General features: G+C 68.5%; 24 protein-coding genes. 10 read left to right on the top strand and 14 right to left on the bottom strand.

What is annotated here, in order from left to right; translation table 11 throughout:
* Positions 1-37 precede the first annotated feature (37 nt).
* The 4 genes from ACIGHN_RS10010 to ACIGHN_RS09995 all read left to right on the top strand — a co-directional run bounded on the left by ACIGHN_RS10010 (position 38) and on the right by ACIGHN_RS09995 (position 4,516).
* A complete protein-coding gene (locus ACIGHN_RS10010) occupies positions 38-1,030 on the top strand; it encodes a tripartite tricarboxylate transporter substrate binding protein (protein ID WP_056410545.1) in 993 nt (330 codons plus the stop codon).
* A 108-nt stretch (positions 1,031-1,138) separates the two neighbouring features.
* On the top strand, positions 1,139-2,302 hold the full coding sequence (locus tag ACIGHN_RS10005; protein ID WP_056410549.1) for a Gfo/Idh/MocA family protein: 1,164 nt from the start codon (positions 1,139-1,141) through the stop codon (positions 2,300-2,302).
* A 94-nt stretch (positions 2,303-2,396) separates the two neighbouring features.
* Complete coding sequence (locus tag ACIGHN_RS10000; protein ID WP_396504240.1) at positions 2,397-3,608, top strand: dihydrodipicolinate synthase family protein; 1,212 nt, start codon at positions 2,397-2,399, stop codon at positions 3,606-3,608.
* A 5-nt stretch (positions 3,609-3,613) separates the two neighbouring features.
* Complete coding sequence (locus ACIGHN_RS09995; RefSeq protein ID WP_396504239.1) at positions 3,614-4,516, top strand: sugar phosphate isomerase/epimerase family protein; 903 nt, start codon at positions 3,614-3,616, stop codon at positions 4,514-4,516.
* Between the two features lie 108 nt (positions 4,517-4,624).
* On the opposite strand, the gene ACIGHN_RS09990 is transcribed toward ACIGHN_RS09995, so the two are convergent.
* Positions 4,625-5,071, bottom strand: coding sequence for a response regulator (locus ACIGHN_RS09990; RefSeq protein ID WP_056410558.1), 447 nt, complete (start codon positions 5,069-5,071; stop codon positions 4,625-4,627).
* A gap of 16 nt (positions 5,072-5,087) precedes the next feature.
* Entirely contained in the window at positions 5,088-6,482 is a 1,395-nt protein-coding gene (locus tag ACIGHN_RS09985; protein WP_396504238.1) for an RAD55 family ATPase, read from the bottom strand.
* Between the two features lie 257 nt (positions 6,483-6,739).
* Between ACIGHN_RS09985 and ACIGHN_RS09980 the strand changes: the two genes are divergently transcribed.
* From ACIGHN_RS09980 to ACIGHN_RS09970, 3 genes are read left to right on the top strand one after another with little or no spacing between them, the layout of a single operon-like run.
* Complete coding sequence (locus ACIGHN_RS09980; RefSeq protein WP_056410563.1) at positions 6,740-7,036, top strand: hypothetical protein; 297 nt, start codon at positions 6,740-6,742, stop codon at positions 7,034-7,036.
* Positions 7,037-7,063: 27 nt separating this feature from the next.
* The gene (locus ACIGHN_RS09975; RefSeq protein WP_056410565.1) at positions 7,064-8,749 is read left to right on the top strand and encodes a PepSY domain-containing protein; all 1,686 of its coding nucleotides are present in this window, start codon (positions 7,064-7,066) and stop codon (positions 8,747-8,749) included.
* Complete coding sequence (locus ACIGHN_RS09970; RefSeq protein WP_396504237.1) at positions 8,742-9,080, top strand: DUF3325 domain-containing protein; 339 nt, start codon at positions 8,742-8,744, stop codon at positions 9,078-9,080. The genes ACIGHN_RS09975 and ACIGHN_RS09970 overlap by 8 nt, the downstream gene beginning before the upstream one ends.
* Before the next feature lie 244 nt (positions 9,081-9,324).
* Here ACIGHN_RS09970 and ACIGHN_RS09965 read toward each other — a convergent pair whose 3' ends face one another.
* The 4 genes from ACIGHN_RS09965 to ACIGHN_RS09950 form a co-directional block, all read right to left on the bottom strand.
* Complete coding sequence (locus ACIGHN_RS09965; protein WP_396504236.1) at positions 9,325-9,837, bottom strand: DUF1993 family protein; 513 nt, start codon at positions 9,835-9,837, stop codon at positions 9,325-9,327.
* A 161-nt stretch (positions 9,838-9,998) separates the two neighbouring features.
* On the bottom strand, positions 9,999-10,382 hold the full coding sequence (locus ACIGHN_RS09960; RefSeq protein ID WP_056410568.1) for a VOC family protein: 384 nt from the start codon (positions 10,380-10,382) through the stop codon (positions 9,999-10,001).
* A gap of 40 nt (positions 10,383-10,422) precedes the next feature.
* Entirely contained in the window at positions 10,423-11,304 is an 882-nt protein-coding gene (locus ACIGHN_RS09955) for a hypothetical protein (RefSeq protein ID WP_396504235.1), read from the bottom strand.
* Between the two features lie 180 nt (positions 11,305-11,484).
* Positions 11,485-12,738, bottom strand: a complete 1,254-nt coding sequence (locus tag ACIGHN_RS09950) for an MFS transporter (RefSeq protein WP_396504234.1) — start codon at positions 12,736-12,738, stop codon at positions 11,485-11,487.
* 130 nt (positions 12,739-12,868) lie between these two features.
* Between ACIGHN_RS09950 and ACIGHN_RS09945 the strand changes: the two genes are divergently transcribed.
* A complete protein-coding gene (locus ACIGHN_RS09945) occupies positions 12,869-13,690 on the top strand; it encodes an AraC family transcriptional regulator (RefSeq protein ID WP_396504233.1) in 822 nt (273 codons plus the stop codon).
* Positions 13,691-13,793: 103 nt separating this feature from the next.
* Here ACIGHN_RS09945 and ACIGHN_RS09940 read toward each other — a convergent pair whose 3' ends face one another.
* Positions 13,794-14,201: a tautomerase family protein gene (locus tag ACIGHN_RS09940; RefSeq protein WP_396504232.1), complete on the bottom strand. Its 408-nt coding sequence runs from the start codon at positions 14,199-14,201 to the stop codon at positions 13,794-13,796.
* Between the two features lie 169 nt (positions 14,202-14,370).
* Between ACIGHN_RS09940 and ACIGHN_RS09935 the strand changes: the two genes are divergently transcribed.
* Complete coding sequence (locus ACIGHN_RS09935; RefSeq protein WP_396504231.1) at positions 14,371-15,318, top strand: LysR substrate-binding domain-containing protein; 948 nt, start codon at positions 14,371-14,373, stop codon at positions 15,316-15,318.
* Between the two features lie 66 nt (positions 15,319-15,384).
* Positions 15,385-16,008 carry a flavin reductase family protein gene (locus ACIGHN_RS09930; RefSeq protein WP_200912361.1) on the top strand — a complete coding sequence of 208 codons (624 nt, stop codon included), beginning with the start codon at positions 15,385-15,387 and terminating at the stop codon, positions 16,006-16,008.
* A gap of 15 nt (positions 16,009-16,023) precedes the next feature.
* Here ACIGHN_RS09930 and ACIGHN_RS09925 read toward each other — a convergent pair whose 3' ends face one another.
* The 7 genes from ACIGHN_RS09925 to ACIGHN_RS09895 all read right to left on the bottom strand — a co-directional run bounded on the left by ACIGHN_RS09925 (position 16,024) and on the right by ACIGHN_RS09895 (position 22,747).
* Positions 16,024-16,473 (bottom strand): DUF4952 domain-containing protein, encoded by a 450-nt coding sequence (locus tag ACIGHN_RS09925; RefSeq protein WP_396504230.1) that lies wholly within the window; start codon positions 16,471-16,473, stop codon positions 16,024-16,026.
* Between the two features lie 6 nt (positions 16,474-16,479).
* Positions 16,480-17,616 (bottom strand): alpha/beta hydrolase, encoded by a 1,137-nt coding sequence (locus ACIGHN_RS09920; RefSeq protein ID WP_396504229.1) that lies wholly within the window; start codon positions 17,614-17,616, stop codon positions 16,480-16,482.
* 147 nt (positions 17,617-17,763) lie between these two features.
* Positions 17,764-18,726 (bottom strand): hypothetical protein, encoded by a 963-nt coding sequence (locus tag ACIGHN_RS09915; protein ID WP_396504228.1) that lies wholly within the window; start codon positions 18,724-18,726, stop codon positions 17,764-17,766.
* A gap of 169 nt (positions 18,727-18,895) precedes the next feature.
* The gene (gene lpoB, locus ACIGHN_RS09910) at positions 18,896-19,510 is read right to left on the bottom strand and encodes a penicillin-binding protein activator LpoB (RefSeq protein ID WP_056410595.1); all 615 of its coding nucleotides are present in this window, start codon (positions 19,508-19,510) and stop codon (positions 18,896-18,898) included.
* A gap of 175 nt (positions 19,511-19,685) precedes the next feature.
* Positions 19,686-20,099 (bottom strand): YcfL family protein, encoded by a 414-nt coding sequence (locus ACIGHN_RS09905; protein ID WP_056171663.1) that lies wholly within the window; start codon positions 20,097-20,099, stop codon positions 19,686-19,688.
* Between the two features lie 35 nt (positions 20,100-20,134).
* Positions 20,135-21,673 (bottom strand): COG3014 family protein, encoded by a 1,539-nt coding sequence (locus tag ACIGHN_RS09900; protein WP_396504227.1) that lies wholly within the window; start codon positions 21,671-21,673, stop codon positions 20,135-20,137.
* Between the two features lie 327 nt (positions 21,674-22,000).
* Entirely contained in the window at positions 22,001-22,747 is a 747-nt protein-coding gene (locus ACIGHN_RS09895; protein WP_056410600.1) for a hypothetical protein, read from the bottom strand.
* Positions 22,748-23,000 lie beyond the last annotated feature (253 nt).

Raw genomic sequence — 23,000 nt, 5'->3', positions numbered from 1 at the left:
AAAGAGCAAGTCCAAGCCTGCCAACGGAGACAAATCCATGCCCATCACCCGCACCACCCGCCGCGCTGCGGCCACCGCCCTGGCGGCGGTCGCGCTCACCACCCTGTCCTTGGGCGCCCTGGCGCAAGGCAGCTACCCGACCAAGCCGGTGCGCGTGATCGTGCCGTTCGCCGCGGGCAGCACCACCGACATCATTGCGCGCGCCATTGCCGACAAGATGGGCCAGAGCATGGGCCAGACGCTGGTGGTGGACAACCGGGGCGGTGCCAGCGGCACCATCGGCCAGCAGGCCGTGGCCACGGCCGCGCCGGACGGCTACACGGTGATGATCCATTCGTCGTCGCACACGGTGAGCCCTTCGACGTTTGCCAAGCTGCCGTTCGACACGGTGGGCGACTTTGCGGGCGTGACGCCGATCTCGTCGCTGCCCAACGCGCTGGTGATCTCGCCCGCCAAGGGCATCAAGACGCTGCAGGACCTGGTGGCCACGGCCAAGGCCAAGCCCGGCACGGTGAACTTCGCCTCGGCCGGCCAGGGCAGCGCCACGCATTTGAATGCCGAGAAGTTCAAGTTGGCCGCCAAGATCGACGCGCAGAACATCCCCTTCAAGGGCTCGGCCGAGGCGGTGACCGAGGTGCTGTCGGGCCGCGTGGACTACTACTTCTCGCCCATTGCGCCCGTCATCGGCCAGATCAAGGACGGCCAGCTGCTGGCGCTGGCCGTGGGCTCGCCCAAGCGCGCCGCCGCCCTGCCCGATGTGCCCACCACGGCCGAGGCCGGCGTGCCCGGCTCGGAGTTCAACTTCTGGATCGGGATGATGGTGCCGGCCAAGACGCCGCGCGACATCGTCAACCGCCTGCACGACGAGGTGGTCAAGGCGCTGGCCACGCCCGAGGTGAAGGAGCGCTTCCTGAAGCTCGGCGCGGATGCCTGGACGCTCAAGCCCGAGCAGTTCGACGCCTACATCAAGGACGAGATCAAGAGCAACGCCACGCTCGTCAAGGCGGCCGGTCTACAACCCACCCAGTAATCCCCCGCGCGCAGCACTGCAACGCCCGCCCCTGCCACGGGGTGGTCAGGCCGCGCCTTTGCCCCTTCTTTTTTTGCAATCTTTGAACTGTACGAACGGACCCACACCATGGCAACCCAACGACTCGGACTCATCATGCACGGCGTCACCGGCCGCATGGGCATGAACCAGCACTTGATCCGCTCCATCTGCGCCATCCGCGCGCAGGGCGGTGTGGTGCTGTCCAACGGCAACCGCGTGATGCCCGACCCCATCCTCATCGGCCGCAATGCCGAGAAGATGGAGGCCCTGGCCAAAGCCCATGGCATCGCGCGCTGGGGCACGGACCTGGACGCCGCCCTGGCCAACCCCGAGGACACGGTGTTCTTCGACGCCGGCACCACGCAGATGCGCCCCACGCTGCTGGCCAAGGCGATCCGCGCAGGCAAGCATGTGTACTGCGAAAAGCCGATTGCCACCAACCTGAACGAGGCGGTGGAGATCGCGCGCCTGGCGTCGGGCTCGGGCCTCAAGCACGGCGCGGTGCAGGACAAGCTCTTTCTGCCCGGCCTGCGCAAGCTGGACATGCTGCGCCGCGCGGGCTTCTTCGGCCGCATGCTGAGCGTGCGCCTGGAGTTCGGCTACTGGGTCTTCGAAGGCGACCTGCAGCCCATCCAGCGCCCGAGCTGGAACTATCGCAGCGAAGACGGCGGCGGCATGATCCTGGACATGATGTGCCACTGGCGCTACGTGCTGGACAACCTGTTCGGCGAGGTGAAGTCGGTGTCCTGCATAGGTGCCACGCACATCCCCACCCGCTGGGACGAGGCCGGCCAGCCGTACCAGGCCACCGCCGACGACGCGGCCTATGCCACCTGCGAGCTCACCGGCCACAACGGCGAGCCGGTGATCGCGCAGCTGAACATGAGCTGGGCCACGCGCGTGCGGCGCGACGACCTGGTGACCTTCCACGTGGACGGCACCGATGGCTCGGCCGTCGCGGGCCTGTCGAGCTGCCGCGCGCAAAGCCGCGTGGCCACGCCGCGCCCGGTGTGGAACCCCGACGAGAAGCAGACCATGAACTTCTTCGACCAGTGGCAGGAGATTCCGGACTCGCAGGTCTACGACAACGGCTTCAAGATCCAGTGGGAGCACTTCATCCGCCACGTGGTGGAAGACGCGCCGTACCGCTGGACCCTGCCCGAAGGCGCCAAGGGCGTGCAGCTGGTCGAAGCGGCCCTGGAGAGCTGGAAGGAACGCCGCTGGGTAGACGTGGCGCCATTGCAGGCGTGACGGCTCTCCAAGGCAAACACTATCAATTTAATAGCTGCTAGCGCTTACCTAACAAGCGGCAGGCAGCATTTTGACTTCAATCCGCGAGCACACCATGGCCCTTAGCCTCCCCTTGCCCACGGCCGATGGCCGCACCAGCCCCTACACCCTGCAAGGCCGCCCGCCGGTCGTGCCGCAGCAGGGCGCGGCGTTCAACCGCATCGCCTACTCGGCCGCCCACGTGGTGGCCAACCCGCTGGCCGCGATCGACCCGTGGCTGCAGTGCGCAGTGGACTGGGACGCGACGATTGCCTACCGCCAGCGCCTGTGGTCGCTGGGCCTGGGCGTGGCCGAGGCCATGGACACCGCGCAGCGCGGCATGGGGCTGGACTGGCCGACGTCGCTGGAGCTGATCCGCCGCTCGCTGGACGCGGCGCGCGACTTCGGCCCCGGCGCGCTGGTGGCCTCGGGCTGCGGCACGGACCACCTGGTGCTCGACGAGGTCAAGTCCGTGGACGACGTGATCCGCGGCTACGAGGAGCAGATGGAAGCCATCGAGAAGCTGGGCGGCAAGCTCATCGTGATGGCCAGCCGGGCGCTGGCCCGCGTGGCGCAGAGCCCGGCCGACTACGAGCGTGTGTACGACCGCATCCTCTCGCAGGCACAGCAGCCCGTGGTACTGCACTGGCTGGGCGACATGTTCGACCCGGCCCTCGCGGGCTACTGGGGCTCGCGCGACGTGGATGCGGCCATGGACACCGCCCTGGCCGTGATCGCCGCGCACCCGGACAAGGTCGACGGCATCAAGATCTCGCTGCTCGACAAGGACAAGGAAGTCGCCATGCGCCGCCGCCTGCCCGCCACCGGCGGCACCGACGGCCAGGGCGTGCGCATGTACACCGGCGACGATTTCAACTACGCGGAACTCATCGCCGGCGACGGCGCGGGCGGCACGCCGCGCCAGGGCCAGAGCGATGCGCTGCTGGGCATCTTCGACGCCATCGCACCGGCCGCCAGCGCGGCGCTGGCCGCCCTGGCCGCGGGCGACGCGGCGCGCTTTCACGCCATCCTGGGCCCCACCGTGCCGCTGTCGCGCCACATCTTCGCGGCGCCCACGCGGTTCTACAAGACGGGCGTGGTCTTCATGGCCTGGCTCAACGGGCACCAGAGCCACTTCACCATGGTGGGCGGGCAGCAGAGCACGCGATCGCTGGTGCACTTTGCCGAGCTGTTCCGGCTGGCCGACCAGGCCGACCTGCTGGAGCAGCCCGAGCTGGCGGTGCAGCGCATGGGCCATCTGCTGGCACTGCATGGCGTGAGCGCCTGACCACCATGCGCGATTTCACCCAAGACCACCGCTGGCTCTCCATCAACACCGCCACCGTGCGCAAGCAGCAGGGTGCGGAAGTGCCGCTCGCACGCATCATCGACCAGTGCGCGGAGCGCGGCATCCGCGCCATCAGCCCCTGGCGCGACCAGGTGGCTGCGGCCGGGCTCGATGCCACCGCGCGCCAGCTGCGCGCCCACGGCATGGAGCTGTCGGGCTACTGCCGCGGGGGGTTCTTCCCGGCCGCGGACGCAGCGGGCCTGCGCGCCGCGCTCGACGACAACCGCCGCGCCATCGACGAGGCCAAGACGCTCAACGCCGCCTGCCTGGTGCTGGTGGTGGGTGCGCTGCCCGGTGCGCTCGACGGCACGCCGCACTACACCGACCTCGCCCGTGCGCGCAGCGAGGTGTTCGACGGCATCGCCGCATCCTTGGAGTACGCGCGCCAGGTGGGCATGCCCCTGGCCATCGAGCCGCTGCACCCCATGCAGGCGGCCGACCGCGCCTGCATCAACACGCTGGAGCACGCGCTCGACATCTGCGATGCGCTCGACCCGCTCACCACCGGCGCGAATGGACAAGCGCGGCCAGCCGCGCTGGGCGTGGCGCTGGACGTGTACCACGTGTGGTGGGACCCCAAGCTGCAGCAGCAGATCGCACGCGCCGGCAAGGAGCGCCTGCTGGCCTTTCACGTCTGCGACTGGCGCCTGCCCACGCGCGACTTGCTCAGCGATCGGGGGATGATGGGCGACGGCGTGATCGAGCTCAAAAAGATCCGCCAGTGGGTGGAGGCTGCGGGCTTTGCGGGCTATGCCGAGGTGGAGATTTTCTCGGCGCTGGACTGGTGGCAGCGCACGGGCGAGGAGACGCTGGACACCTGCATCGAGCGGCACCGCAGCGTGGTCTGACCCGTCAATGCAGGCGATGCGATCGCCGCGATCGCCGACATCACTCTGGCATGGCACGGCATGGCCGTGACGCCGCGATGGGGTGCACCAGCGCGGCACGGGGCCGCGTCAGTCGCGGGGTGGTACGCGCATGCCTTGCAGCACCTGGCGCGTCGAGGCTTCCACACGCTCTGCGCTGGACTGCAGTTGCGGGCCCTCCTCCACCAGGCGCTTGACGACGTCCAGCAGGCTGTCGAGTTCGATGGGCTTGACCAGGAAGGCGTCGTAGCCCTGGAAGACCCGTCGCACCACGTCCTCGCTGGTGCCGCTCATGAACACGAACGGGATCTGGCCCAGGGCAGCATCCTGCTTCAACACCGCACCGAACTCGCCGCCGTTCATGATGGGCATCATGAAATCGGACAGGATCAGCGCGGGGTGCTCACCGGTTTGCAGTATGTCCAGCGCGTGCTTGCCGTTGGACGCCACGGCGACGCGGTAGCCCTCCGCCTCCAGCAGGAGCTGCAGCACTTCGGCGTTTCCATATTCGTCCTCGACTATCAGAACAAGTTTCATCGAGACGATCTTTCATTTAAACAGCGGAGGCCTCACCGGCCTTGGAGAATGAAACGAACAGGTCGACCGTCGACTGTGTGGCCCCGCCACCGCCACCGCGCACCTTGCCGATCGTGAGCACACGCTGGTCCACCTTTCTGTCGCGCGTGGGCCCCGTCTCGAACGTGAACACGTTGTCGAACCAGCCCGTCACACCATCGGCCAGCGGCGTTCCTGCAGCGACGGCCAGCGCATCGGGGTCGACCGTGAACAGCGATGTCACACCGCGCTGCCTCAACTCGATCAGCAGGCGGCCGAGGAACCGGTAGCCACGCTCCGGAAACGCCAGGGTGTCCGCCAGCCCGGCAACCCCATCCACGACCAGCCGCCGGATCTTCAGCTCATCGACCAACCGCAGCAGTTTGTGGCCCATCTCGTCCATCGACTCGTCCTCGTGTCCCAGGTTCCTGATCGACAGGGCCCCGGAGGCGACCGCGGCCTCGATGCCGAGCCCCAGTTCCGAGCCGAGCTGGCGCAGGTCGCTGCCCAGTTCCGTGCACGAAAGCACCAAGCCTGGCGCGTCGGGTGTGGAGCAGGCGGCAAAGGCCAGAGCCAATGTGGTTTTTCCTGTGCCAGTTTGCCCTATCACCGCTGACGCACTGCCGGTCAGGATGCCGCGGCCGTGTAGGACGCCGTCGAGCGCGGGCATGCCGGTGGAGATGGCGGTCTTGCCCAGCCTGGCGTGGGTGCCGGTCAGCGGCAGGCTCTCCAATCGCGGAAAGAACTGCAGGCCCTGCGTGGAGATGCAGAACGTGTGCTGCCCGCGGATGATCTGGCTGCCGCGGAACTTGCGCACCTGCATGCGCCGCTCGGCGCGCCAGTGAAAGCCGTGGTCCTCGAACGAGAAGATCCCGTCCACCATGGTCTGCTCCGCGCTCAGCGCGTTGCCGTTGCCGCTGGTGAGAACCAGGCTGGTGCAGGACATGGCGCTGACCAGGCTTTGCAGCTCGTGCACGAACTGGCGCACCGAGTCGTTGGTCATGGTCTCCAGGCTGTTGACCACCAGGCCGTCGATGACGAGCAGCGATGCCCGGTGGCGCATCAGCTCGGCGCGCAGCAGCTCGACGACGGACTTGAGGCCGCCCTGCTCCAGCTCGCGGTAGCCGCTCACGTAGAACACGGTGGCGCTGACTTCCTGCTGGTCGAAGAAGATCTGCTGCTCCATGTGCTGCAGCATGCGCGCATGGGATTCGGCCAGCATGGTGACGTACAGCGTGCGGATCTCGCGCCGGGCCAGCGTGTAGGCGATCTGGTTGGCCAGCGTGGTCTTGCCGACCCCGGGCGGGCCCTCGAAGATGTACACGCCGCCCTCGAACAGACCGCCGTTGAGGATCTCGTCCAAACCTTCCACAAGGGTGGGCAATCGTTTCATTCTTATTGGCGTGACAGGAGGTGGTGGAGAACAGACCCGCGCCACCGCACGCCGGCGGCGCGCGAGACCGGGGTACCGGAAATGCCGATTCTAGGACGGCACGCGGCCTGCGAAACGCGCGCAGAGCGCCCGCCACCGGCGCGCCGCACAGCCGCCGCAAGACGCCCAATCACCATGGCATCCATGGGGTAATCGGTCGAGGGACGGCATAATTACGAATCAGTCTCATCACCAATCCCACTCGCATCTTCGCACCCATGGCCACCAGCGCAGTCTCCCGCCTGAACATCGTTTCGCGCATCGCAGCGGGGGTGCTGGGCGGGTATGCCTTCACCTGGGGCTTCATCGCGCTGGCCATCGGCCTGCTGTTCGCGGCCCGCATGGAGTTCCACGACGCCGAGGCGCTGGGCTACATCGTGGGTTTTATCGTCTTTCTGGTGGCCTTTGTGTGGGCCTTTGCGGCGGCGAGCGTGAAGCGCGTGTGGCTGGTGCTGGCCGGCGGCGGCGCGGTGATGACGGGTGCTGCCTGGCTGGTGCAGCGCGCCATCCTGTGATCCGCACGCCCTGAGGAGATAGGTCCCATGTTTCAAAATTTCCGGCTCACCATGGCCTGGCTGCACACCTGGTTCGGCCTGGTGCTGGGCTTCGTGCTGATGGTCGTTTTCTTCTTCGGCTCGCTGTCGGTGTTCGACCGCGAGATCGACCGCTGGGCGATTCCTGCGACGCGGTTCGAACCGCAGCCGATGCCCTCGTTCGACAAGGTCCTGAAGCCGGTGTTCCAGGACATGAAGCCCGATGCGGCCAACGTGGAGGCGGCCAAGAGCCGCGTGAACGGGCCCATCGCGCAGAGCTTTCCGGTCATCAACACCTGGAGCGCCTACACCACCCACCGCGACCCGGTGCTGGGCCTGTTTGCAGGCTACGAGCTGCCCAACGCCAAGGACCCCGAAGACACCGTCTGGGGCAGCCGCACCATCGACCCGCGCTCGGGCGCGGCGCTGCCCGATGACCACCTCAAGATCGGCAGCCAGTTCTTCTACCCGCTGCACTACAGCCTGAACCTGAACTGGAAGAACCTGGGCACCTGGGTCGTGGGGTTCGCAGCGCTGATGATGCTGGTGGCCCTGGTCAGCGGCGTGGTGATGCACCGCAAGATCTTCCGCGAGCTGTTCACCTTCCGCCCGAAAAAGCACACGCAGCGCAGCGCGCTCGACCTGCACAACCTCACGGGCGTGGTGGCGCTGCCGTTTCACTTCATCTTCGCGTTCTCGGGGCTGGTGATCTTTGGCGGGACCTACTTTCCCATCACGCACACGCAGCTGCACCCGCTGCACGAGCTGCATGAAAAACACGAGGCCGCCGAGACCGGCCTGCCCCACGACCGCGCGGGCGTGCCCGGGACGCTGGCCTCCGTGGACACCATGGTCACCGAAGCCCAGCGCCGGTGGGCCGCGCAGGGCATGGCGGGCGACGTGGGCTTTCTGGTGGTGCGGCACGTGGGCGATGCCAATGCGTACGTGAGCATCTACCGCGCGGGCACCGACCGCATCGCGCTGGTGGGCAACGGCATCCACTTCAAGGGCAGCACCGGCGACGTGCTGCGCGAAGACCCGCCCCAGACCGCGGTGGCCAGCGTCAACACCTTCCTCACCGGCCTGCACCTGCAGCACTTTCGCCACTGGCTGCTGCGCTGGCTGTATGTGCTGGGCGGCCTGTCGGGCTGCGTGTGCATTGCCACCGGCTTCATCTTCTTCGTGGAAAAGCGCAAGCGCCAGCACGCCAAGCAGGGCGTGACCGGTGCGCGCTGGGTGGATGCGTTCGCGGTGTCCACCGTGACGGGCATCGTCATCGCAGCGCTGACCATGCTCATCGGCAACCGCCTGCTGCCCACAGACCTCGCCGGGCGCGGAGACTGGGAACAAGCCATCTTCTGGGGCGCCTGGGCCCTGGCGTTTGCGCACGGCATCTGGCGCACCGCCCCCGTCGCCAGCGCCCGCATGGCACCGGCCTGGGCCGAGCAGTGCTGGGCCATCGCCGTGCTGGGCGTGGCCGCGGTGCTGCTCAACTGGGTGACCACCGGCGACCACCTGCTGCGCACCATCGGCAACGGCTACTGGCCGGTGGCCGGTGTGGACCTGGCCATCCTGGCCAGCAGCGCCATCGCCGTGCTCGCCGCGCGCAAGCTCCATCGCCGCGCTCAGGGTCAGTTGACCCCCTCTGGCACAGATGCAGGCGCCGCCGCTGCGCTGGAGACCGCCCGTGCCTGACGCCCTGCTGCTGACCGCCGCCGTGGCGGTCAATGTGATCAGCCTCGGATGGCTGGCCTTGTCGATGGACGCGCACTGGGAGCAGGTGCGCGGCACCGAGCCCCTGCAGCGCCACACCGTGCGCACCCTGCGCTGGATGGGCGCCACCGGCCTGCTCGTGGCCCTGGCCCTGTGCCTGGCCGTGGACCACGCATCGATGGCGTCGCTGGTATGGTTCATGGCGCTCGCGGGCGCGGCGCTCACCATCGCGTTCACGCTGTCGTGGCGCCCGCGTGTACTGAGCGTGCTGATCGCCTGGGTGCGGCGCAGTCCGGCTGGCGTGGCCAGGTAACCGCCGTCACCCACAGATTGCTCGCTGAACTCAGGGCTTGATGGTGCAACGTTTGCGCACCGGCTTCGACAAGCTCAGCCCGAACGGGTTGTGAAATATCGGGAGGCGCGGCTGCCCAAGCCCGATTCCGCCACGCCCTCAACCACTGGCGCGCCCCCAACGCCAGTGCACCCGTGGAACCGGCTTCGCCGGGCCACTGGGTGTGTCCCCCTGAGGGGGAAGCCGCGCAGCGGCTCAGGGGGCTTCAGGCCTTGCCCATGTAGTCCCGCTTGCCCAGCTCCACGCCGTTGTGGCGGGCCAGCGCATAGGCGGTAGTCACGTGGAAGAAGAACTGCGGCAGGCCGTAGTGCAGAAGGTACTGCTCGCCCACAAACTGCTTTTCCTTCGGCGTGCCGGCCTGCAGGACGATGGTGCGCGTGGCGGCATCGGCAAAGGCCTCCACGGGCAGGCTCGCGATGAAGGCGAGCACGGTGTCGATGCGCTGGTTCAGATCAGCAAAACCGGGGCGGTCCGCGTCCGGGTACGAGGGCACGTCCACACCCGCCAGCCGCGCCGCCACGCCCTTGGCGAAGTCGCAGGCGATCAGCACCTGGCGCGCCAGCGGGAACATGTCGGGGAACAGCCGCGCCTGCAGCAGGGCGTCGGGCTCGATCTTGCGGGCCGTGGCGTGGGCCTCGGTCTTGGCCAGGATGTCTTTGAGCGAGTTCAGCATCTGGCGAAGAACCGGGACGCTGGCGTTGTACAGGGGAGAGGTCATGGCAGGGTTTCTGGTCTGGGGATGGGGTCAAGCACAGGGAAAGAATGGTCAGTGCCCGGCGGCTGGGTTGTTCGTTGCCTGCCGGGACCGGAGCGCATTGCAGCACATCGGCGCACTCCGTGCTGGCACCCTGCCTTTTTCTGCGCGCCGGCCCGGCCGCGTCAGGCCAGGCGCTGGCGCAGCTGGATCACGTTGCCTTCGGGGTCATGGCCATCGCAGGCCCGAAAGCCCCGGGCCTCCCATTCCTTGCCTGCAGGCGCTATCTGCCCGCCCAGCTCCGCAGCCCGCAGCCGGGCCTGGGCGAGGTCCGGCACGGCGAAGAACAGCTTGATGGGGGTCTCCTCGCGCACCACGGGCGGCTGCGTGATGGTGATGGTCCGGGCGATCCGCTTCGGAATGGCGTGGACCACGATCTGCACCGCGCCCGACTCCAGCACGATGTGGTCGCTCTCGGCATGCACCACGGTCAGGCCGCACAGCTGCTCGTAGAACGCAGCGAGCCGCTGAATATCCTTGGCAAAAACGACGGCGCCGGACGGGGGCATGGTGGACACAATTTTTCCTGAAGCTATGGTGGATGAAAGTCTAGGTGAACTCTGCCTCTGGCGCGTCGCTCAGTGCCCAAGCCAGCAAGGCCTCCTGCATCGCACGCAAGGCTTCGGCTGGACGTGTCCAGTGCCCTGCGGCTTCTGCGGCATGGTTGAGATGACTCGTGCTGCGGGCACCCCAGGTACCGCTGGCGACTCGGGGTGGAGGGCCGTCATATTCCGTCAGGTCCATGGCGTCCCCCGCCAACGTGGCGGCAAACCAGGGAGCGCCTAGGTGTTCCCAGGTGGCACGGGCAGCAGCACTGTCTGGGTTGCGGTGCTTTTCCCAGTGTTGCCAGCAAGCCTCGGATGCCTGTACCGCAGCCAACCGGGTGGCGTCACAGGGACAAGCGATGTAGTTGCGGGCCGCGGCCATCGCAGCGTTTCGCAACACCAACAACGCAGCAGGAGCGCGGTTGCGCGCAGCGAACTGCAGCTCTGCGCACGCGAGAGCCGCGCGCTGTATCGACTGCGCGCCCCAGAAGGCCACGCAGCGCACAAAAAGATCCGTAGCTTTTTGCTCCACAGAAAGCCCCAGGCCATGGGGGTCGGGTTTCAATTGTGGATCGCGTGCAAAGATTTTGGAGTGGGGAATCGCCAGACCTTGCCGCTCCAAGGCCGCAATGGAATCGCGGTGTCCTAGCCAGGCAGCCAAGCTGGTCTTCGGCGCTGCAGTTATCGAGGTCCCGAGCGTCTTCCAGGCAGCGAGCCCTTTGCGCCTCGAAGACGAAAACAGGATTTTTCCGGTGTCCAATATTGCCGTCTGCGCATGTTCGTCGTTGGAGTCGTTCTCCAGCAATGCCAGCAGTTCACTGAGCGGCATGCCGTCAGGATTACCAGGCAATGCCACCCCTTTGGTGGTCAATTTCTTTTTAGCCATCTTTCAGTCCACTATTGCCACAACGAAATAGGCTCTCGCTGAACCTGCGGCTGCGGTGGACATCGCGTACAAAGTCACGGCTTGCACCGTCCAACGCACGGCTACATTGTCGCCCAGCCTCGTCGCACGATCTCACCGCACAGGGGTCGCAACAGCTGGTGGCTCAGTCAGTTCTCTCCATCAAGCCAGGGCTGTCCTGCGCACCCGGCGCACATTGAACGCGCTGGCGATCAGCACGCCCTGCACCACGGCCAGCCCCAGCAGCACTGCCGTGAAGCGGCCCTGGTCGAGCAGGACGCCGAACAGCAGCGGCGACAGCGCCTGGCCGATGTCGAGGCCCGAGTACACGATGCCGTAGACACGGCCGGTGGAGCCCTCGGGCGTGGAGCGCTTGACCAGCAGGTCGCGCGACGGGCCGGCGATGCCCGCGCAAAAGCCCATCACGCCGAACAGCACGGGCACCAGCACGCCGGGCGGGTGCGCCAGGGCCAGTGCCACGGCCACGCAGGCCGCCAGGCCGAAACCGATGCCCACGATGCGCTCGCAGCGGGTGGGGTCGGCCGCGAGGAAGCCGCCCAGCACCATGCCGCCCGCGCTGGCCACCATGTAGACCGTGAGGCACATCGCAGCCAGCGCCACGGGCACGGCGTGCAGCTGGCGCGCGGCCTCGGGGGCGAAGGCCTGCACCACGTTCAGCGCCACGGCGTAGAAGAAGAAGAACGCAAAGCACATCCACACGGCCGGGATGCGCAGGAACGCGAAGTTGCCGCCCTGCCCCGCCGCAGCCGTGGCGGCGGACTTGGCCGCAGGGCTCGGCGCAGGCAGGGGTGGCAGCGCCAGGTGGCGGCGGCTGACCAGCAGCACCAGCAGCACCGAGAACGCCAGCACGCCCGCGCACACCAGCGCCACGCGCCATGATGTGGCGATGGCGATCGGCACCAGCATGGCGGGGGCGAGCGCCCAGCCCAGGCTGCCGGTGATGCCGTGCACGCTGTAGGCATGGCCCAGGCGCGGCGCGCTCACCCGGCGGTTGAGCAGCGTGTAGTCCACCGGGTGGAACACGCCGTTGCCGATGCCTGCCAGCACCGAAAAGCCCGCCAGCATGGCGTAGCTGGTGCTGGCCGCAAAACCGAAGGCCGCCAGGCCCAGCAACGCCAGGCCGCCGAACAGGATGGGCCGGGGCCCGAAGCGGTCCACCACGAAGCCCGAGCCCGCCTGCACCGCGCACGAGACCACGAAGAAGATGGTCATGAGAAAACCCAGCTCGGTGTAGCCGACCTGGAACGCGTCTTTCAGCCACGGGAACAGCGGGGCGAGCAGCAGCTGGCTGTAGTGGCTGATAAGGTGGGCGATGCCGACCAGCCCGATGACGCTGGCGTCAGCGCGCAACGGGATGGGGGCAGGCGGAAGGCTGGTGGCGTTTGCGGTGGTCATGGGGGCATCGTAGTATTGGGCCCCGGTTTCTGGAATGCGACGGAACGACAGCTTTCGGCGAATTTGCGCCAACCCGTCGGTCTGCGGCAGACCGCTAGCGCAACACACCGCTTTTTTTGCCAACCCCGCCATGGCCCGCACCAGCCAAGCCGCTCCGCTTGGAGACATCGACCCGTTCACCCCCACGCCCGAGATCCCCGTGCGGGTGCGGGCGCGCGACATGCCGGCCGACATGCACTTCGAGCCCCACCGCCACGCCTGGGGGCAGCTGGCCTACTGCGCCAGCGGGGTGATCCAGGTGAGCGTGCACGCCGCGGCCGCCGCCACGGCGTACATCGTGCCGCCCTCGCGCGCGGTGTGGATCGCCCCCGGCGCGCTGCATGCGGTGGCGGTGCTGGAGGCCGCGGCCTTTCGCACGCTGTACATCGACCCGAGCGTGGCGCCGGCCGTGGGGGCCCACTGCCGCGTGATGGCGGTGACGCCGCTGCTGCGCGAGCTGGTGTCCGCGCTGGACCCGGTGGGCGGCCCGCCGCCCGGCCCCGCGCGCATGGCGGCCCTGACCGGTCTGGTGCTCGATGAGATCGGCCACGCCGAAAGCCTGGCCCTGGGCGTGCCACTGCCCGGGCCGGGCAGCGACAAGCGCCTGCGTGCGCTGTGCCAGGCCGTGCTGGACGCGCCGGGCCGCTACGCCACGCTGCACGACTGGGCGGCCGACAGCGGCGCCAGCGAGCGCACGCTGGCGCGCCTGTTCCGCGCGCAGTTCAGCATGGGTTTTGCGCAGTGGCGCCGCCAGGCGGTGCTGGCCCACGCCCTGCCCCGCTTGGCGCGCGGCGAGCCCGTGGCCCAGGTGGCGGCGGCCAGTGGCTACGCGAGCGACAGCGCGTTTTCGGCGATGTTCAAGACGGCCATGGGGCAGCCGCCAAGCTCTTTCATCGGCAAAAGCACTGCCTAGCGCGCTCTCGGCAAGCGCAAGCAGCTATTTATTTGATAGCAAATAATGGAGCGTACGTTGTGCCTCCCCGCGGTGCCGGCGGCGCGCCAGCCGCAGACTCCGCTCAGCGGGGCGCGCCCGTTTGCTGCGCCAGCTCCATGGCGAACCGGCCGTGGCCCACCGACCAGTCGGAATAGTCGTTCTCGTGCATGAAGATGAATACGTCGGCCGGGGCCACGCCCGCCATCGACTGCAGGTTGCGCGCAACGGCGGCATACAGGGCGCGCTTCATCGCATCGCTGCGCCCGCGCCGCAGGGTGATCTCCACCACCACCACGCGGTCGGAGCGGGCCACGCCGTTGAAGGTGCGGCTGCAGGCGAAGTCGCCTGGCGCATAGCCGGCCACCAGGTTGAACAGTTCGTCCGGCGGCATGCCGATGCTGTCCACCAGTGCCTGGTGGATACCTTGCACGATGGCTTCGCGCGTGGCGGCGGGGGTGTCTTGCGGAACGTTGGTACGGATGAAGGGCATGAAGTGCTTCCTGTATGTTCTTCAATATCAAATAATCGGAGTTCGGTGGGTCGGGGCAGTCACACGCCTTTCAGGCCGCCACCGCACCAGCCGGCGGCCATTCTTGCCATCCGCCTCTTCCATGAAAAGCGATGATTTCTCCACCCATGCGCGCCATAAACTCACATAGATGAGCCACCACCGCCTGCCCCCGCTGAGCGCTCTGCGCGCCTTCGAAGCCGCTGCCCGCCTGGGCCGCATGACCGCTGCGGCCGATGAGCTGTCGGTCACGCCCGGCGCGGTGAGCCGCCAGGTGCGCCAGCTCGAGCAGCACCTGGGCGTGCCGCTGTTCGACGGCAGCAAGGCCCGGCCCACGCTCACCCCGGCGGCGCGCGTGCTGCAGCCCGTGCTGACCACGGCGTTCGCGCACATCGCCAACGCCGTGCGCGAGGTCAGCGACGGCAGCCGCGGCCCGGTGGACGTCGCCTGCTTCAGCACCCTCACCGTCAAGTGGCTGATCCCGCGGCTGTTCGACTTCCAGGCGCGGCACCCCGGCATCGAGGTGCGCCTGCGCACCGGCCCCGGAGCCGACCCCACGCACTGCGACGTGGCCATCACCGCCGAAGCCTGCGACCACTCGGGGAACGCCCCGGAGTACGGGGGTGAGCCAGGCACCGGCACCGCGCCGCCGCGCCTGTTTGCCGAACACCTCGGCCCGGTGCTGAGCCCCGCGCTGGCACAGCGCCTGACCCTGCGCCAACCCGCCGACATGGCCACCCCGGCCCTGCCGCCGCACATGCTGCACACCCGCACGCGGCGCAATGCCTGGGCCATGTGGGCCGCAGCCTCCGGCGCGCCGCTGCCCACGGCGGGCCCCACGGCGCCCGAGTTCGAGCACTACTATTTCACCCTGGAAGCCGCCGTGCGCGGCCTGGGCGTGGCCGTGGCGCCCTGGCACCTGGTGATGGACGACGTGCAGGCCGGCCGGCTGGTGGCACCGCTGGGCTTCGTGGCCTCGGGCTACGACTACCTGCTGCGGCGCCGCGCGGGCACCCACCCGCGGCTCGACGCGTTCTGCGCCTGGCTCCTGGCGCAGGCCGCGGCCCAGGCGATACCCCCAGGCCCGCACGCAGGCTGAGTTGGTTCTACGATGGGCCTTCCTGCGTCCCTTGCATCCAACCCGCTCCCGCCCAGCGCGCCCGCCATGACCGATTCCGCCATCCACAGCTACGAACCCCGCCAGGGCCACGGCCTGCCGCACGACCCGTTCAACGCCATCGTGGGGCCGCGCCCCATCGGCTGGATCTCCACGCAGAGCGCGGCGGGCGCCACCAACCTGGCGCCCTACAGTTTTTTCAACGCGTTCAACTACGTGCCGCCCATCGTGGGCTTTGCGAGCATCGGCTTCAAGGACACGGTGCGCAATGTGCAGGAGACCGGCGAGTTCGTGTGGAACCTGGCCACGCGCGACCTGGCCGAGGCCATGAACCAGAGCTGCGCCAACGCGCCACCCGAGGTCAGCGAGTTCACCCTTGCGGGCCTCACGCCGCGGCCGTCCGCGCAGGTGCGCCCGCCGCGCGTGGCCGAGAGCCCCGTGGCCTTCGAATGCCGCAGCACGCAGATCCTGCAGCTGCAGGGCGCCGATGGCGTGCAGGTGCCCACCTGGCTGGTGCTGGGCGAGGTGGTGGTGGTGCACATCGACCAGCGGCTGCTCAAGGACGGTGTGTACGACACCGCCAACGCCGGCCACATCCTGCGCGCCGGGGGCCCGGCCGACTACTTCACGGTGGGGCCGGAGCAGCTGTTCAAGATGTACCGGCCGCGCTGAGCAGGAGCGCCGGGGCTACGGCGACTCCAGCGGCAGCGTGACGCGCACCTCGAACCACGGGATCTGCGCCCAGTCGCTGCGGCGCGTGACCAGGGTGTCGCCGGCAGCCATCTCCACGATGTACGCCTCGGCCGGACCCGGCAGGCTGCCGGCGCCCTCGCGGCCGCGGCGGTTGCGGGGCTCCCAGCCGCAGCACACGAAGTGCAGGCGCGCCATGCCGGTGCGGCGCACGAGGTAGCGCTCCACGGCGGCGGCCTGGGCGCCCGGCACGCGGTAGGTGGCGACCAGGGCGCGCAGTTGGTGAAAGTGGTCTTCGGTGCATCCCGTCCATTGCAGGCCCGGCGGCTTGTGCCGCTGCGCGGCCAGGAAATCACCGCACGCGGGAGCAGGCACCGTCTGGCCGACAGCGGCGGGTGCCAGCAGGGCCAGCGCAAGGCTCAGACACAGTGCAGCGGTGCGCGCCATGGCTGGTCAGCGCCCGAGGGGCGCGCACAGCCCGGCGGCCGGGGTGCGTGCCCATTGCTCGGTCCAGGCCCAGACCTGCTGCACCCCGTCGGCGTTCCCATCGGCAGTGCGGCGCTGCAGGCCGTGGTCGGCGCCGGCAAGGCTGCGCGCGCAGTACGGCACGGTGCGCACCGCGGCCAGCCCGGTAAATCGCTCGTAGGCCGCAGCGGGCACCAGCGCATCGTCGGCGCCCCACACCTGGAGCAGCGGCCAGGGACTGTGCACCAGCGGCAGCGTGAGCGGCCAGCTCCACAGGTCGCGCCAGTAGCCCAGGCTGCGGCCCTGTGCCACGGCGGTGTCGGGCTGGCGGCTGGCCACCCTGCGGGCCAGTGCGTCCCAGTCCGCCTGCGCGCCCAGGCGCTGCGCCTGCAGCGTGCCCGCCTCCTGCGGATCGAGCCCACTGGCCGACAGCAGCACCAGGCCCGCCAATTGCGGCACGTCGGGCGCCAGGGCGGGCAAGAGCTCGGCCCCTTCGGAGATGCCGACCAGCAACTGGGGCAGCGCGGGCCCGCCATCCCGCGCGCGCTGCTGCGCATCGGCCTGCAGGGCGGCCCGCGCGTGCGTGAGCCAGGTGGACAGGCGGTCCTGCTGCACAAAGTCCCGCGCGCAATCGCCCGGGGCCGTGCGTGCCTGCGGGTCCACACCGGGCTTGTGCAGCACCAGCACCTGCGCGTGCAGCAGACCGGCGAAGTAGCGCTCGGCGATCGGCCCCATGCCCGCGCAGCCGGAGCCCGGGATGACGATCACGCGGTAACGTAACGGCGCGGTGCGCGCGTCGCGCGTGAGGACCTGCAGCGTCGTGGCCCCGTCCGCACCTGGCAGCGACCGGCGCACGAAGTGCTCGCCCTGCGCTGCAGCCACTGCAGCAGCGTCGGCGTCATCGGCAGAAGCGGGTTCATACCCGCCCGCCATGGTCTCGGACACTGCCGGTGCATCAACCTGCACCGGCCCCGCGCACCCGGTCAGCAGCCCCGCCACACCACCCAGCGCCATGCAAAAGGCCAGCGCAAGGCTGGCCCGGGGCCGCAGCGATGCGGCGAACGACCGAAAGGAAAGGGTTCGGAGCGGTGGTTGCCGGGCGTGGTGCACACCGAAGTCTGGCATGGCCGCAATGTCCTCAGAAATGCCGTCAAACACTATGGCACAGCGCCCCGCACTGGCACGCCCCAGGCCAGTGCCACCGTGGAACTGGCTTCGCCAGGCCACGGGTGGCGCCCCCCCTTGGGGGAAGCGGCAAAGCCGCTCAGGGGGTTACTTCAAGATGATGACTTGCTCAGGCTGCTGCGGCTGCGGCACGGGCATGGGCTGGCCGCCCTGCTGGTACACGGGTGCCGGGCGCACGCCGCGCGCCAGGTGGGCGTCGGTGTAGCCCAGTTGCATGGCCATCTGCTGGTACACGTCCTGCGCCAGCGACAGCGAGGTCTCGCGGATCACCTTGGCGCGGTTGGGCGGGGCGATGTCGCCACGGATCGACAGGATCTTGGTGTCGTTGCCCTCGCCCTGGGCGGAGAACGCAGCCTTGATCTCGTACGTCTTGGTGTTGATCAGCGAGAAGTCCGCCAGGAGCTGCAGGCCGTACTGGCGCGTGGCACTGGTGGTGCCCTGCAGGGGCGAGAGCGCGTCGGTGAAGTCGATGCTCGACACCACGCCGAACAACACGTAGTCGGCGCCGTTGAACTCGCCCTTCTTGATGCGGCTGATCACGTCATTGACCTGGGGCTGCACCTGCGGCGTGGCCATCTTGCCGCCCTGCACCTGGTTGAGCACCTGCTCGGCCTTGGAGGGCTGGGGCTTGCCTGCGTCGAAGCCCTTGCCCTGGATCAGGCGGAAGTAGGTGCCCTGCAGGATGGCGCCCTTGATGTCGTTGGTGTAGCCGCCCAGTTCGCGCTGCTCGATGTAGCTGTAGCGGCCGGCCACGTAGGTGCCGCTGGCCTGCTCGGACGCCTGCATGGACTGCTGGCCCGAGTACGAGCCCGAGCCGCCGTACATGCCGTGGCTGTGGCCGCCGCCGTGGCTGGCCTGCGCGCTCATCTGGCTGCTGCGCTGGTAGGTGCCGGCCAGGAAGTACTCGGACACGCGCTGGGCGTAGGCCAGGTCGGTCACGGCGATCTTGGGCGCCGCGCCGGGCTGCTGCGCCAGGGCGGTGCCGCCCCAGGCCATGGTGGTGGCGGCGATCACGGCCAGGGCCGTGTGCAAAGTGGTTCTGCGTTGCATGGTGTGCTCCTTGTGAGCGTCTTCAATGATTCATTCGGACGGCGCCGGAGGGACCCCACGCCGCATGAAGTGAGCGCGCCGCCCGCCAGCGCCACCGTGGAACTGGCTCCGCCAGGCCACGGGTGGCGTCCCCCTCGGGGGAAGGCGCGCAGCGACTCAGGGGGGCTTCTTACCTTTTGCTTGTTTTGCGAATCTCTTTTTCGTCCTGCCATTCGATCGTGCCTTCTTGCACGTCAAACAGCTTCAGCGTGAACTTGTAGTACACGTCCTTGGTGGCGTTGTTCTGCTTGACGATGCTGGTCAGCTCGCCTTCCATGGTGTATTTGGCCGCCGTCATCTGGCCGACCTTGGCGGTGGTGCCCTGCTTGTACAGGCCGCTCTGGTTCTGGCGCTGCAGCTCGTCCACGCCCTGCTGCATCTCGTTGATGGAGCGCACGAAACGCACCTTGCCCGACTTGACCAGCGCGGTCTGGATCGAGCTCATCACGTTGGTGGTGTCGATGTATTCGCTGGTCTTGTTCTTCACGGTCGAGATGGTCACCGTGGGGCGGCCCTGGAAGATGCCGGTTTCCAGCAGGCCGCCGGTCATCTTCTCGGCAATCATCTGCAGGTCGGTGGAGCCGAACTCGTTGGTCACCAGCTCCACAGCCTTGGCGTCGCCGTAGTTGACCTGGCGGTCAAAACGCACGGTGGGCGAAGACAGGTTCTGGCAGGCCGACAGGGCCAGGGTGCTGGCGGCGAAGGCCAGGACGAGCGCAGTGCGCTGAATGGTGTTGATGCTCATGGTGTTGATTCCTTAGTGATACATAGCGCTTTGCGCTGACTGCAACGCTTGAAACTGGCGTGCCCCGAGCGCGGGTAGCCGCGCAAGGGCCGCCTCGCCGCGCTGGCTGCGTCCCCCTCCCACGCGAAGCGTGAGAGAGGGGGAAGTCGCGCAGCGACTCAGGGGGTGTGTCATGTCAGCGCGGCTCGACGTTCATCTCTAGGCGCAGGTCGACCGCTGCGGCGGTAGGGGCCACGCTTTTCACGGTCTGCTGGCCCAGGCCGAGCACGCTCATCTGCTTCCAGGATTCGCCGTCGCCCACCTGGTTGCCGACGTTGTCCAGCCACTTGAATCGGTAGAACACGGTGCGGTCGGTGCGGCCCATGTTGGCCATGTCGGCCTGCACCACCAGGATGTCGTTCTTGCGCACGATGCGCATTTCGCGCACGGCGATGCTGTTGGCTTCGCCGCGCAGGGCGACCTTGGAGGCCACGGCCAGCGGGGTGGCCGGGTCGTGCAGCTGGGCGCTGGCCGCGGTGGCCAGGGTCAGGGTGAGCGCCGCGCACGCAATGGCAGGTGCTGCGGCAGCAAGGGCGATACGGGTTCTCATGCCAGAGGCTCCTTGGATATGGGACATGGTGGTTTTCAGTTCTTCGCGGCAGGCGCGGGCTTGGTCGAGGTGGACTTGACCGCCGACTTGGGCACCTGGCGGGCGCGGTTGTTGGTGGTGGTCGTCGTGGTGGTGCGGGTCGTGACGGCAGGCTCTGCAGCGGGCTGCGATGCAGCGGCCACGGCGGGCAACTGGCCCAGCATGGCCACGTCGCCGGTCAGCACGCTGTTGTCGTACATGCGCAGGGGCACCAGGGCGTACTGGCCGTCGATCTTGATGGGCTGGGGCAGTGCGCGGCCGTTCACCGTCACCACGTGCTCACCCGGAGGCAGGTAGCCGCGGGCCACGTACACGCGGCCGGGCAGCATGCGCCACATGCGGTCGTCCGCCTGCTCGGTGGCCACCGAGGCGGCTGCGCCGATCAGGCCGCCGACCAGGCCGCCGCGCTTTTGCAGCTCGTTTTGCAGCACGCCCTTGGCCACCGCGCGGGTAAAGCCACGCAGCACCATGCCGGGCATTTCGTCCTTGAGCGCACGGCGGGCCATCACGTTCACATCCACCACTTTTTCCAGCTTGAGGTTGGTGCCGGCGGCCGAGATCGTGGTGAGCAGCGCGTCCTTGGAGGGCTCGATCACCGGGTAGGAGATGCTGGCCGTGACCAGGCCCCGGCCCGTGGGAACGGGCAGCGTGAACGCCTTGGGCTTGCGGGCGGGCGCGTCACCGGCTTCGACGATGAAGAGCACGTCCGTCATGCGCTGGCGGCGCTTCCAGGTGAAGCCGGTGCGCGTGTCCAGGCCGCGCAGGCCTTCTTCGAGCACGCCGGTTTCGGGCTTGAGTTCGATGGCCTTGCGGTAGCCAGGTGCTGCCAGGCCGGGCTCGTTGAGCATTTCGTACAGGAAACCCGCGAGGTAGTGGCTCAGGGCGTTGGAGTAGCCGTTCTTGAGCGCCAGCACTTCAGGGTCGCTGAGCGTCTCGACGGGGTAGCCGTTGAGTTCCTTGCCGCCCGAGGTCGCGCCCTTGGACTTGGCTTCTTCTTCGGCCGCCAGGGTTTCCTTGGCGCGGAACTCGGCAATGATGGCTTCGCGCTCGTGCGTGCGCTTGATGTCCACGCGGGCGTTCTCGAAGTCGCCCACGGCCATGCGGTTCAGGGCCAGGCGCGTGGTGACCCACACCTTTTCATAGTCCTGGCCTTCGTAGACCTTCAGGCGTTCGCTGATCAGCGCGGCGCCCACGGTGCCCATGAGTTTGCTGGGGTTGGTCTTGGCGGTCTCTTCCCATTCCTTGACCTTGGTGTCGGCCAGCAGGAAGGCGTTGGTGCTGTCGGGGTAGCGGCGGTCCATGCGCAACAGCTCGCCACGTTCCATGTTGTAGAGCAGCGCTGTCTTTTCATCCTCGGTCTTGGCCGTGCTTTCCAGCTGCGCGATGGCCGCGGGAATGCCGCCCGTGCGTCCGGCGGCCTGCATGTCGGTGGCGAGCTTGTCGTGGCTCTGCATGGTGGCGCAGCCGGTCAGGGCGGCGCTCAGCGTCAGCACCCACAGCAGGCGTGGGCGAAAACGGGACAGTTGGGTGGTCATGGATGTTCCTAGCAGGACGGTCGGTTGCGCACCAGAAAACCCCGGCACGGCCCGCACGCAGGACGACCCCGCGCCACGATGGCGCCGCCGCAAGCGTGCGCACCATGACGGCGTTGAAAACAACGGGTGTCTGCAGGGTGGGACGGCCGGATGAGGACGGTGCTGGCGGCACGTGCGCCCCCTCTCGGCGCATGAACGTGCTGCTGGCGACCCCCTCTGGCTGTGAGTTTCTTGGTTGTTTTGTATGGGGTTGTAGCCAGACACGCAATGTAGCAAAAGCTTGTATCTTTTCTGTAACCGACAGTGATCGTGTTGCAACCGCACATATCAAGCCTCCGCACGGTGTAGCGGCATGCGGTAGAGCCACACCACGCGCCCGCCCGGCACGCGCAACTGCACGCTGGGCAGCACGCCGGGCACCGCGAACTCCAGGCTCACCAGCCACGCGCCGGGGGCCAGCTCGGCCTGGGCCTTGGCGGCGGCGCGGGCCATGCTCTCGGGCCGCTGGAACACATACACCATGCGGTAGGGGCTCCAGTCCTCGGCCCACATGTCGGCGCGGCGCACGTACGCCCAGGGGCAGCGCAGCGCGCACAGCAGGCGCAGGGGCCAGCTCCACTCGATGCCCTCGAGCTGCGCGGCCGGGTAGGCCTGGCGCAGGGCCTTGAGGCCATCGCCCAGCCCGCTGCCGGCATCCAGGATGCGGGCATCGAGCGGCAACGGCGCCTGCGAGGCCAGCGACTTGAGCGCATGCGGGGGCGTGGGGAACACCGGGGCATCGCGCCAGGCATTGAGCGGGTAGACCAGCAGCAGCAAGATCAGCGGCACCAGCCAGGCCCAGGTGGGCAGGCTGGCCGCGCCCAGCAGCGCCAGCGACAGCGGAAACCCCGCGGCAATCAGGCCGCGGCGCCACCAGCTGCCGCCCAGCAGGCTGGCCGCCGTGCCCAGCACGCAGGCCACGCCCAGCGCAGCCACGGGCGGCACGGCCGCGCGCTGCAGCGCGACGAAAACCAGCCACGCGCAGGCCCACGCGACCAACGCGGGCAGGGGCCAGGGCATGCGCAGGGACGGCATCGCTGGTGTGTCAAAGGTTGAACAACTGCCGGCGCGCAGCGTGGCCGCGGCGGGCTGCAGCACGCCCCTCAACGCGCCCGGCAGGGCCGTGCAGGGCGGAACGGGGAGCGCCTGTCTCGTTCGCGGGCGCACAGGCGGCAAGGCCGGGCCCCGGCAGGCCGCAGGGCTTGCCCAAGGACGAACGAAGCGCGAAAGAGAGCATGGTCTGTGGATTCCAGAAGGTGGATCGATCACCCGGCAAACCATCGTGGAC

The organism is Acidovorax sp. NPDC077693 (genome assembly GCF_044542805.1).
Taxonomy (GTDB): domain Bacteria; phylum Pseudomonadota; class Gammaproteobacteria; order Burkholderiales; family Burkholderiaceae_C; genus Acidovorax.
Note: the sequence above shows the minus strand (reverse complement) of the source record. Positions and strands in the feature narration are given on the sequence as shown.

Bases quoted from the DNA above. Each gene is read 5' to 3' on its own strand.
- ACIGHN_RS10010 (WP_056410545.1), top strand. From the start codon at position 38: ATGCCCATCACCCGCACCACCCGCCGCGCTGCGGCCACCGCCCTGGCG.
- ACIGHN_RS10005 (WP_056410549.1), top strand. From the start codon at position 1,139: ATGGCAACCCAACGACTCGGACTCATCATGCACGGCGTCACCGGCCGC.
- ACIGHN_RS10000 (WP_396504240.1), top strand. From the start codon at position 2,397: ATGGCCCTTAGCCTCCCCTTGCCCACGGCCGATGGCCGCACCAGCCCC.
- ACIGHN_RS09995 (WP_396504239.1), top strand. From the start codon at position 3,614: ATGCGCGATTTCACCCAAGACCACCGCTGGCTCTCCATCAACACCGCC.
- ACIGHN_RS09990 (WP_056410558.1), bottom strand. From the start codon at position 5,071: ATGAAACTTGTTCTGATAGTCGAGGACGAATATGGAAACGCCGAAGTG.
- ACIGHN_RS09985 (WP_396504238.1), bottom strand. From the start codon at position 6,482: ATGAAACGATTGCCCACCCTTGTGGAAGGTTTGGACGAGATCCTCAAC.
- ACIGHN_RS09980 (WP_056410563.1), top strand. From the start codon at position 6,740: ATGGCCACCAGCGCAGTCTCCCGCCTGAACATCGTTTCGCGCATCGCA.
- ACIGHN_RS09975 (WP_056410565.1), top strand. From the start codon at position 7,064: ATGTTTCAAAATTTCCGGCTCACCATGGCCTGGCTGCACACCTGGTTC.
- ACIGHN_RS09965 (WP_396504236.1), bottom strand. From the start codon at position 9,837: ATGACCTCTCCCCTGTACAACGCCAGCGTCCCGGTTCTTCGCCAGATG.
- ACIGHN_RS09960 (WP_056410568.1), bottom strand. From the start codon at position 10,382: ATGCCCCCGTCCGGCGCCGTCGTTTTTGCCAAGGATATTCAGCGGCTC.
- ACIGHN_RS09955 (WP_396504235.1), bottom strand. From the start codon at position 11,304: ATGGCTAAAAAGAAATTGACCACCAAAGGGGTGGCATTGCCTGGTAAT.
- ACIGHN_RS09950 (WP_396504234.1), bottom strand. From the start codon at position 12,738: ATGACCACCGCAAACGCCACCAGCCTTCCGCCTGCCCCCATCCCGTTG.
- ACIGHN_RS09945 (WP_396504233.1), top strand. From the start codon at position 12,869: ATGGCCCGCACCAGCCAAGCCGCTCCGCTTGGAGACATCGACCCGTTC.
- ACIGHN_RS09940 (WP_396504232.1), bottom strand. From the start codon at position 14,201: ATGCCCTTCATCCGTACCAACGTTCCGCAAGACACCCCCGCCGCCACG.
- ACIGHN_RS09935 (WP_396504231.1), top strand. From the start codon at position 14,371: ATGAGCCACCACCGCCTGCCCCCGCTGAGCGCTCTGCGCGCCTTCGAA.
- ACIGHN_RS09930 (WP_200912361.1), top strand. From the start codon at position 15,385: ATGACCGATTCCGCCATCCACAGCTACGAACCCCGCCAGGGCCACGGC.
- ACIGHN_RS09925 (WP_396504230.1), bottom strand. From the start codon at position 16,473: ATGGCGCGCACCGCTGCACTGTGTCTGAGCCTTGCGCTGGCCCTGCTG.
- ACIGHN_RS09920 (WP_396504229.1), bottom strand. From the start codon at position 17,616: ATGCCAGACTTCGGTGTGCACCACGCCCGGCAACCACCGCTCCGAACC.
- ACIGHN_RS09915 (WP_396504228.1), bottom strand. From the start codon at position 18,726: ATGCAACGCAGAACCACTTTGCACACGGCCCTGGCCGTGATCGCCGCC.
- lpoB (WP_056410595.1), bottom strand. From the start codon at position 19,510: ATGAGCATCAACACCATTCAGCGCACTGCGCTCGTCCTGGCCTTCGCC.
- ACIGHN_RS09905 (WP_056171663.1), bottom strand. From the start codon at position 20,099: ATGAGAACCCGTATCGCCCTTGCTGCCGCAGCACCTGCCATTGCGTGC.
- ACIGHN_RS09900 (WP_396504227.1), bottom strand. From the start codon at position 21,673: ATGACCACCCAACTGTCCCGTTTTCGCCCACGCCTGCTGTGGGTGCTG.
- ACIGHN_RS09895 (WP_056410600.1), bottom strand. From the start codon at position 22,747: ATGCCGTCCCTGCGCATGCCCTGGCCCCTGCCCGCGTTGGTCGCGTGG.